The organism is Escherichia sp. KCJ4928 (assembly GCF_004352695.1).
GTDB lineage: Bacteria > Pseudomonadota > Gammaproteobacteria > Enterobacterales > Enterobacteriaceae > ECMA0423.
Genome location: NZ_SJWV01000155.1, coordinates 1 through 9,867, shown reverse-complemented (window position 1 = coordinate 9,867; position 9,867 = coordinate 1). Strand labels below are relative to the sequence as shown.

General features: G+C 51.4%; 9 protein-coding genes. 6 read left to right on the top strand and 3 right to left on the bottom strand.

Annotated features, from left to right (window positions below):
- The first annotated feature begins 139 nt into the window (after positions 1-139).
- The 5 genes from bdm (at position 140) to E0D98_RS18185 (ending at position 4,023) form a co-directional block, all read left to right on the top strand.
- The gene (gene bdm / locus E0D98_RS18205) at positions 140-355 is read left to right on the top strand and encodes a biofilm-dependent modulation protein (protein WP_000495766.1); all 216 of its coding nucleotides are present in this window, start codon (positions 140-142) and stop codon (positions 353-355) included.
- A gap of 101 nt (positions 356-456) precedes the next feature.
- Positions 457-594 carry a stationary-phase-induced ribosome-associated protein gene (gene sra, locus E0D98_RS18200; RefSeq protein ID WP_000841554.1) on the top strand — a complete coding sequence of 46 codons (138 nt, stop codon included), beginning with the start codon at positions 457-459 and terminating at the stop codon, positions 592-594.
- 156 nt (positions 595-750) lie between these two features.
- The gene (gene maeA / locus E0D98_RS18195) at positions 751-2,448 is read left to right on the top strand and encodes a malate dehydrogenase (RefSeq protein WP_000433475.1); all 1,698 of its coding nucleotides are present in this window, start codon (positions 751-753) and stop codon (positions 2,446-2,448) included.
- A 133-nt stretch (positions 2,449-2,581) separates the two neighbouring features.
- Complete coding sequence (gene adhP, locus E0D98_RS18190) at positions 2,582-3,592, top strand: alcohol dehydrogenase AdhP (protein WP_000642407.1); 1,011 nt, start codon at positions 2,582-2,584, stop codon at positions 3,590-3,592.
- Between the two features lie 146 nt (positions 3,593-3,738).
- Positions 3,739-4,023, top strand: coding sequence for a HigA family addiction module antitoxin (locus E0D98_RS18185; RefSeq protein ID WP_000781370.1), 285 nt, complete (start codon positions 3,739-3,741; stop codon positions 4,021-4,023).
- A gap of 50 nt (positions 4,024-4,073) precedes the next feature.
- Here the strand turns inward: E0D98_RS18185 and fdnI are convergent, their stop codons facing one another.
- Genes fdnI through fdnG form a run of 3 tightly spaced genes read right to left on the bottom strand, consistent with a single transcriptional unit; the run spans position 4,074 to position 8,664 of the window.
- Positions 4,074-4,727 (bottom strand): formate dehydrogenase-N subunit gamma, encoded by a 654-nt coding sequence (gene fdnI / locus E0D98_RS18180; RefSeq protein ID WP_000045648.1) that lies wholly within the window; start codon positions 4,725-4,727, stop codon positions 4,074-4,076.
- The gene (gene fdnH, locus E0D98_RS18175) at positions 4,720-5,604 is read right to left on the bottom strand and encodes a formate dehydrogenase N subunit beta (protein ID WP_001240582.1); all 885 of its coding nucleotides are present in this window, start codon (positions 5,602-5,604) and stop codon (positions 4,720-4,722) included. The genes fdnI and fdnH overlap by 8 nt, the downstream gene beginning before the upstream one ends.
- A 12-nt stretch (positions 5,605-5,616) precedes the next feature.
- A complete protein-coding gene (gene fdnG / locus E0D98_RS18170) occupies positions 5,617-8,664 on the bottom strand; it encodes a formate dehydrogenase-N subunit alpha (RefSeq protein WP_012817776.1) in 3,048 nt (1,015 codons plus the stop codon).
- Positions 8,665-8,895: 231 nt separating this feature from the next.
- Here fdnG and yddG point away from each other — a divergent pair, with 231 nt between their 5' ends.
- Positions 8,896-9,777 carry an aromatic amino acid efflux DMT transporter YddG gene (gene yddG / locus E0D98_RS18160; protein WP_000198221.1) on the top strand — a complete coding sequence of 294 codons (882 nt, stop codon included), beginning with the start codon at positions 8,896-8,898 and terminating at the stop codon, positions 9,775-9,777.
- Positions 9,778-9,867 lie beyond the last annotated feature (90 nt).

Below are 9,867 nucleotides of genomic sequence, written 5' to 3'. Positions count from 1 at the left end.
ATCATGAGGTTAAAATATAAAAATCATCAACCAGGACTAATCTTAACAACGAAGCGGCAAATATTTGCCATGCTGAATGTGCTTTATAAATCTGCGATCCGTAGCAGACACCATAAATACACAGACACGGAGAATCACTATGTTTACTTATTATCAGGCAGAAAATTCAACAGCAGAACCCGCTCTGGTTAATGCCATTGAGCAAGGCCTTCGGGCAGAGCACGGTGTTGTCACTGAAGATGACATTCTCATGGAGCTGACCAAATGGGTGGAAGCTTCTGATAACGACATCCTCAGTGATATCTACCAGCAAACGATCAATTATGTGGTCAGTGGCCAGCACCCTACGCTTTAAGGTGCTATGCTTGATCGGCAACCTAATTTAGGGGTTTAGCACGTGTTTCTTCGCTACGGCGATGTTGTCCTTAAAACTAGCAACAGGATTGAGGAGTTAAAATGAAATCGAACCGTCAGGCACGTCATATTCTTGGACTGGACCATAAAATTTCTAACCAGCGCAAAATAGTTACCGAAGGTGACAAATCCAGCGTGGTAAATAATCCAACCGGCAGAAAACGCCCCGCTGAAAAGTAATTCATAACCATCAGTCCTCAATGACGATTAAACACCATTGCCTGCGCAATGGTGTTTTTGTTTTTATCTGCTCTATACTTGGGGCCGACGCCCTGGCGGTAAAGCAAAGACGATAAAAGCGTGCCAGGGATGGATATTCAAAAAAGAGTGAGTGACATGGAACCAAAAACAAAAAAACAGCGTTCGCTTTATATCCCTTACGCTGGCCCTGTACTGCTGGAATTTCCGTTGTTGAATAAAGGCAGTGCCTTCAGCATGGAAGAACGCCGTAACTTCAATCTGCTGGGGTTACTGCCGGAAGTGGTCGAAACCATCGAAGAACAAGCGGAACGAGCATGGATCCAGTATCAGGGATTCAAAACCGAAATCGACAAACACATCTACCTGCGTAACATCCAGGACACCAACGAAACCCTCTTCTACCGTCTGGTAAACAATCATCTTGATGAGATGATGCCTGTTATTTATACCCCAACCGTCGGCGCAGCCTGTGAGCGTTTTTCTGAGATCTACCGCCGTTCACGCGGCGTGTTTATCTCTTACCAGAACCGGCACAATATGGACGATATTCTGCAAAACGTGCCGAACCATAATATTAAAGTGATTGTGGTGACTGACGGTGAACGTATTCTAGGGCTTGGTGACCAGGGCATCGGCGGGATGGGCATTCCGATCGGTAAACTGTCGCTCTATACCGCCTGTGGCGGCATCAGCCCGGCGTATACCCTTCCGGTGGTGCTGGATGTCGGAACGAACAACCAACAGCTGCTTAACGATCCGCTGTATATGGGCTGGCGTAATCCGCGTATCACTGACGACGAATACTATGAATTCGTTGATGAATTTATCCAGGCTGTGAAACAACGCTGGCCAGACGTGCTGTTGCAGTTTGAAGACTTTGCTCAAAAAAATGCGATGCCGTTACTTAACCGCTATCGCAATGAAATTTGTTCTTTTAACGATGACATTCAGGGCACTGCGGCGGTAACAGTCGGCACACTGATCGCAGCAAGCCGCGCGGCAGGTGGTCAGTTAAGCGAGAAAAAAATCGTCTTCCTTGGCGCAGGTTCAGCGGGATGCGGCATTGCCGAAATGATCATCTCCCAGACCCAGCGCGAAGGATTAAGCGAGGAAGCGGCGCGGCAGAAAGTCTTTATGGTCGATCGCTTTGGCTTGCTGACCGACAAGATGCCGAACCTGCTGCCTTTCCAGACCAAACTGGTGCAGAAGCGCGAAAACCTCAGTGACTGGGATACCGACAGCGATGTGTTGTCACTGCTGGATGTGGTGCGCAATGTAAAACCAGATATTCTGATTGGCGTCTCAGGACAGACCGGGCTGTTTACGGAAGAGATCATTCGTGAGATGCATAAACACTGTCCGCGTCCGATCGTGATGCCGCTGTCTAACCCGACGTCACGCGTGGAAGCCACACCGCAGGACATTATCGCCTGGACCGAAGGTAACGCGCTGGTCGCCACTGGCAGCCCGTTTAATCCAGTGGTATGGAAAGATAAAATCTACCCTATCGCCCAGTGTAACAACGCCTTTATTTTCCCGGGCATCGGCCTGGGGGTTATTGCTTCCGGCGCGTCACGTATCACCGATGAGATGCTGATGTCGGCAAGTGAAACGCTTGCTCAGTATTCGCCGCTGGTCCTGAACGGCGAAGGTCTGGTACTACCGGAACTGAAAGATATTCAAAAAGTCTCCCGCGCAATTGCGTTTGCGGTTGGCAAAATGGCGCAGCAGCAAGGCGTGGCGGTGAAAACGTCTGCCGAAGCTCTGCAACAGGCCATTGATGATAATTTCTGGCAAGCCGAATACCGCGACTACCGCCGTACCTCCATCTAAGCCTGCGCCCGGTAGTGAAGGCTACCGGGCTATTTCTCTCTCCCTTTTTCAGATCTCATCCATACTGGGTAGTGGCGAATAAATCTCATTTGCCTCACCTGCTATGCAGAACATCATCCGAAAAGGAGGAACTATGAAGGCTGCAGTTGTTACGAAGGATCATCACGTTGACGTTACGGATAAAACACTGCGCTCACTGAAACATGGCGAAGCCCTGCTGAAAATGGAGTGTTGTGGTGTATGTCATACCGATCTTCATGTTAAGAATGGCGATTTTGGTGACAAAACTGGCGTAATTCTGGGCCATGAAGGCATCGGTGTGGTGGCAGAAGTTGGCCCAGGTGTCACCTCATTAAAACCAGGCGATCGTGCCAGCGTGGCGTGGTTCTACGAAGGATGCGGTCATTGCGAATACTGTAATAGTGGTAACGAAACGCTCTGCCGTTCAGTTAAAAATGCCGGATACAGCGTTGATGGCGGGATGGCGGAAGAGTGCATCGTGGTCGCCGATTACGCGGTAAAAGTGCCAGATGGTCTGGACTCGGCGGCGGCCAGCAGCATTACCTGTGCGGGGGTCACCACCTACAAAGCCGTTAAACTGTCAAAAATTCGTCCCGGTCAGTGGATTGCTATCTACGGTCTTGGCGGTCTGGGTAACCTCGCCCTGCAATACGCGAAGAATGTCTTTAACGCCAAAGTGATCGCCATTGATGTCAATGATGAGCAGTTAAAACTGGCAACCGAAATGGGTGCAGATTTAGCGATTAACTCACGCACCGAAGACGCCGCCAAAATTGTGCAGGAGAAAACCGGTGGCGCTCACGCTGCGGTGGTAACAGCAGTTGCTAAAGCTGCGTTTAACTCGGCAGTTGATGCTGTCCGTGCAGGCGGTCGTGTTGTGGCTGTCGGTCTGCCGCCGGAGTCTATGAGCCTGGATATCCCACGCCTTGTGCTGGATGGCATTGAAGTGGTCGGTTCGCTGGTCGGCACGCGCCAGGATCTAACCGAAGCCTTCCAGTTTGCCGCCGAAGGCAAAGTGGTGCCGAAAGTCGCCCTGCGTCCGTTAGCGGACATCAACACCATCTTTACCGAGATGGAAGAAGGCAAAATCCGTGGCCGTATGGTGATTGATTTCCGCCGTTAAGAGGCCTTTGCTGCGAGTGCCAGTCCTGGTGTCGCAGCATCGCACTCTCTCCGACATTAAATGGCTAAATGGATTATTGTTCCTTCCTACGCAACAATAATGATAGTGTTCCTGATGAAGGAACACTACTGAGAGTAAAGACACTGATGAAAATGGCCAATCATCCCCGCCCGGGGGACATTATTCAGGAATCACTGGACGAACTTAATGTCAGCCTGCGCGAGTTTGCCAGAGCAATGGAAATTGCTCCCTCAACGGCAAGCCGATTGCTGACCGGAAAAGCAGCTTTGACACCAGAAATGGCGATTAAACTTTCCGTGGTGATCGGCAGTTCGCCGCAAATGTGGCTGAATCTGCAAAACGCCTGGAGTCTGGCAGAGGCAGAAAAAACGGTGGATGTGTCGCGACTACGCCGTCTGGTTACGCAATAAAAAAATGGCGCTTCTTAAAGCGCCATTTTCAGCTTAAAGTTCAAAAGAGATTATATCCCTTCTTCACTCTCTTTTTTCGCTTCTGCCTTCTCGATTTCACGATACCAGCGCGGATGGTGTTTCTTCGCCCAGCGACGGCTCACCTTCCCTTCGATCATCCCTTTAATCGACCCTTTCACCCAGAATGCCATATACATATGGATCAGGATGGCGTGGATCAGGATGATACCCGCAGCCGCGTGGATCAGCAGGCTGTAGCGAACAACTTGCATCGGGAAGTACTGCGCAAAGTACGGACGCCAGATAATCACCCCGGTCACCAGCAGCACGAAAATCATGCTCATGATCGACCAGAACATCATCTTTTGCCCGGCGTTGTACTTACCGACATCCGCCACTTTATGCTCATTGCCTTTCAATACTTCGACAATGTTCAACAGCCACGGAATATCTTTCTTATCCGGGATGTTGTGATGCACAAAACGCACAAACATAAACATCAGTGCGACGAAAATCGCAATGCCGAAAAACGGGTGCAAAATGCGTCCCATCTGCGGCGTACCGAAGGTTTGCGTCAGCCATTGCAGCGTCGGGAAGAAGAACGAAATCCCGGACAGCGCCACCAGGAAGAAGCAAATCACCACGGTCCAGTGACAGGCGCGATCAATAAATTTGGTGCGCACAATCATTTTCGACTTACTCATGATGATCCTCCTCGTCATCGTCCACTTCCTTATTCGGGCCAATACCGATGTAGTGGAAAATCAACCCGGCAAAAGTGGCAATAAAGCCAGCCGCTGCCAGCGGTTTCAACGCGCCTTTCCACAGGCTTACCGAGGTGTCGATCTTCGGATCTTTCGGCAGACCGTGATACAGCTCCGGCTGATCGGCGTGATGCAGCACGTACATAACGTGCGTACCACCGACCCCTTCCGGGTTGTAGACGCCAGCATGTTCGTAACCACGCGCTTTCAGTTTCGCCACGCGCTGTTCCGCCAGCTCCAGCATCTCCTTCTTGGTGCCGAAGTGGATAGCCCCGGTCGGACAGGTTTTCACACAAGCCGGTTCCTGGCCGACGCTGACGCGATCGACGCAGAGCGTGCATTTATATACCCGGTTATCCTCTTTGTTGAGGCGCGGAATATTAAACGGACACCCAGCAATGCAGTAACCACAGCCGATGCAGTTTTCCGACTGGAAATCGACAATCCCGTTAGCGTACTGAATGATTGCACCAGCAGACGGGCACGCCTTCAGGCAGCCGGGATCTTCACAGTGCATACAGCCGTCTTTACGGATCAGCCACTCCAGCTTGCCGTTCTGTTCGGTTTCGCTAAAGCGCATCACCGTCCAGGACTTGGCGCTCAGATCGGCGGGGTTATCGTAAACCCCGACGCAGTGCCCCACTTCATCACGGATGTCGTTCCACTCCGAACACGCCACCTGACAGGCTTTACAGCCGATACAGGTGGAAACGTCGATAAGTTTTGCGACTTCTGCTTTGTAATCACGCACCTGAGAAGGCGGCGTGATGGAGTTAGTTGCGGACCTTTTGATAATGTCCTGCGTTTCCATAGCCATCTGTTCGCCCCCTTACGCCTTCTCGATGTTGACTAAGAACGCTTTATATTCCGGCGTTTGCGAGTTTGCATCACCGACATTCGGCGTCAGAGTGTTAGCGATATAACCTTTACGCGCGACACCCTCAAAGCCCCAGTGGATTGGAATACCCACCGTTTCAACCTGCTGACCATTTACATTCAGTGGTTTCAGACGACGCGTTACCACAGCCACCGCGCGGATAAAGCCACGCTTGCTTGAGACAGTGACACGATCGCCATTATTAATGCCTTTCGCCGCCGCCAGCGTTTCGCTGATTTCCACAAACTGTTCCGGCTGAGCAATTGCGTTGAGCAATGCGTGCTTGGTCCAGGTGTGGAAGTGCTCGGTCAGACGATAGGTCGTACCCACATACGGGAACTGCTCTTTTTTACCCATCCGCAGTGCGTCTTGTTCATACAGACGAACAACCGGGTTAGACACCACGTTCGGATGCAGCGGGTTAGTGCCCAGCGGCGTTTCAATCGGCTCGTAGTGTTCCGGGAACGGACCTTCCGCCATTTTGTTGATGGCAAACAGGCGTCCCATCCCTTCCGGCTGCATGATAAACGGCCCGGTTGGCGTACCCGGTGCGGCATTGCCGAAGTCAGGAATATCGTTACCCGTCCACTTGCTGCCGTTCCACTGGATCAGCATCCGTTTCGGATCCCACGGTTTACCGTTGATATCCGCCGAAGCACGGTTGTACAGCACGCGACGGTTGAGCGGCCACGCCCAGGCCCATCCCAGCGTATTCCCCAGACCGGACGGGTCGGAGTTATCGCGGTTAGCCATCTGGTTGCCCTGCTCTGTCCAGCTACCGGTGTAGATCCAGCAAGAAGATGCGGTTGTACCGTCATCACGCAGATGCGCAAAGCTACTCAGCAACTGACCTTTCTTCGCAATCAGCACGCCATTAGCATCATAGAGATCTTCCAGCGCATAGCCGTTGTTCTCTTTAGCTACTTCGTCAGATTGCGGTTCGTGCGGCTGCTTGTAGTTCCAGCTCATCTTCATCAGCGGTTCTACGCCTTTACCACCTTCGGCCTGGTACAGCTCGCGCAGGTGATGGTAGATACCCGCCAGAATTTCACCGTCGTTACGCGCTTCGCCCGGCGCATCCTGACCTTTCCAGTGCCACTGCAGCCAGCGACCGGAGTTAGCAATAGAACCATCTTCTTCAGCAAAGCAGGTCGAAGGCAGACGGAATACTTCAGTCTGAATAGACGCCGGATCGACATCGTTCGACTCGCCGTGGTTCTGCCAGAAGGTTGAGGTTTCAGTCACCAGCGGATCGATAACCACCATGTACTTCAGCTTGCTTAGGCAGCTCACCACTTTGTTTTTGTCCGGGAAGGACGCAACCGGGTTAAAGCCCTGGCAGAAATAACCGGTGACTTTGCCTTCATCCATCATGTTGAAATACTTGATGACGTCGTAGGTCTGGTCCCACTTCGGCAGCCAGTCATAGCCCCAGTTGTTCTCTTTCTGCGCGGCATCGCCATAGAAAGATTTCATCAGGCTAACGAAGAACTTCGGATAGTTGCTCCAGTAGTTCACCTGACCAGCCAGCGTCGCTTTCGGCGTGTTCGCTTCCAGATACGACTGCAAATCAACCTGTTTTTCTGACGGCAGCGTCAGATAACCTGGCAGGCTGGTAGAGAGCAGACCTAAGTCAGTCAGACCCTGAATGTTGGAGTGACCACGCAATGCATTCACGCCGCCACCGGCCATACCCATGTTACCGAGCAGCAACTGGATCATCGCCATAGTACGGATGTTCTGCGCACCCACGGTGTGCTGCGTCCAGCCCAGCGCGTACAGGAAGGTGGTTGTGCGATCCGGTGCGCTGGTGGAGGCCAGCACTTCACACACTTTCAGGAAGTCGGCTTTTGGCGTACCACAGATGTTTTCAACAACGTCCGGCGTGTAGCGGGAAACGTGCGCTTTCAGCAGGTTCCACACACAGCGCGGATGAGTCAGTGTTTCATCGCGTTTCGCATAGCCGTTTTCATCGAACTGATAGTTCCAGGACGATTTATCGTATTGCCGTTTTTCAGCGTCGTAGCCGCTGAACAGACCGTCTTCGAAAGCAAAATCATCACGCACCAGCAGGCTGGCGTTGGTGTAATGCTTAACGTATTCGGCGTTGATTTTGTCGTTTTCGATCAGGTAGCGCAAAACGCCAGACAGGAACGTAATGTCCGTACCGGAACGAATAGGTGCGTAAATATCCGCCACAGAAGCGGTACGCGTAAAACGAGGATCGACAACGATCAAGGTTGCATCGTTGTTGTTTTTCGCTTCCATCGCCCAGCGGAAACCGACGGGATGCGCTTCAGCAGCGTTACCGCCCATTACCATTACGACGTTAGCGTTTTTGATATCCACCCAGTGGTTGGTCATCGCACCGCGACCAAATGTTGGAGCAAGACTTGCTACCGTTGGTCCGTGTCAGACGCGCGCCTGGTTGTCTACCGCCAGCATCCCGAGGGAGCGGGCAAATTTCTGTGTCAGCATCCCGGTTTCGTTGCTGGCACCGGAGGCACACAGCATACCGGTAGAAAGCCAACGGTTTACCGTTACGCCCTGCTCGTTCTTTTCAATAAAGTTAGCGTCACGGTCAGCTTTCATCAGCTTTGCAATACGGGAGAATGCTTCTTCCCAGCTAATGCGCTGCCATTTGTCAGAACCTGGCGCACGATATTCCGGGTAGCGCAGACGGTTTTCGCTGTTGACGTAATCCAGCAAACCGGCCCCTTTTGGGCACAGCGCACCACGGCTTACCGGATGATCCGGGTCACCTTCAATGTGATAAATCGCTTCTCTGGCGTTTTTCGCGCCATCACCCAGGCTATACATCAATAGCCCGCAACCTACGGAACAGTATGTGCAGGTGTTACGGATCTCTTTAGCGCGTAATAATTTGTAGTTTCGCGCCTGAGCCAGTGCTTGCTTCGGGGCAAAGCCCAATGCCGCTACCGTTGTTCCAGCCATACCGCCCGCGCAGATTTTAAAAAATTGTCTGCGACTGACGTCCATTGCTTTCCTCTTTTTTCAGGGGTATTACTGCGCGAGGAAACTAACAGTAAAATTCTGAATCTTTTTGCGCGAAATCAAAAAGAACACGTGTTTGCCACAAAATAATCCGCCTGCGCAAATTGACCTACCTCAATAGCGGTAGAAAAACGCACCACTGCCTGACAGGCCAGTTAAAAAAATGCTATAAAATTCAGCTTAATTTTTAACGGCAAGAGAGACAAAACAGCGAGCATGACACGACAAAAAGCAACGCTCATAGGGCTAATAGCGATCGTCCTGTGGAGCACGATGGTAGGATTGATTCGCGGTGTCAGCGAGGGGCTCGGCCCGGTCGGCGGCGCAGCTGCTATCTATTCATTAAGCGGGCTGCTGTTAATCTTCACGGTTGGATTTCCGCGTATTCGGCAGATTCCGAAAGGCTATTTACTCGCCGGGAGTCTGTTATTCGTCAGCTATGAAATCTGTCTGGCGCTTTCCTTAGGGTATGCGGCGACCCGTCATCAGGCGATTGAAGTGGGTATGGTGAACTATCTGTGGCCCAGCCTGACAATTCTCTTTGCCATTCTGTTTAATGGTCAGAAAACCAACTGGCTGATTGTACCAGGATTATTATTAGCCCTGGTCGGCGTCTGCTGGGTGTTAGGCGGTGAGAATGGGTTACATTATGATGAAATCATCAATAATATCACCACCAGCCCATTGAGTTATTTCCTGGCGTTTATTGGTGCGTTTATCTGGGCAGCCTATTGCACAGTAACGAATAAATACGCACGCGGATTTAACGGAATTACCGTTTTTGTCCTGCTAACGGGAGCAAGTCTGTGGGTTTACTATTTTCTCACGCCACAACCAGAAATGGTATTTAGCACGCCCGTCATGATTAAACTCATCTCTGCGGCATTTACCTTAGGATTTGCTTATGCTGCATGGAATGTCGGTATACTGCATGGCAATGTCACCATAATGGCGGTAGGCTCGTATTTTACGCCCGTACTTTCCTCAGCGCTTGCAGCCGTGCTGCTCAGCGCCCCGCTGTCGTTCTCATTCTGGCAAGGCGCGCTAATGGTCTGCGGCGGTTCCCTGCTCTGCTGGCTGGCGACACGTCGTGGTTAAAATAATTGCCGGGTCTACGGCCCGGCAGTTAATCAGATAAATTCCGACAATATTAAAAAATAAATTTCAAATACCAGTAATTCACCTTAT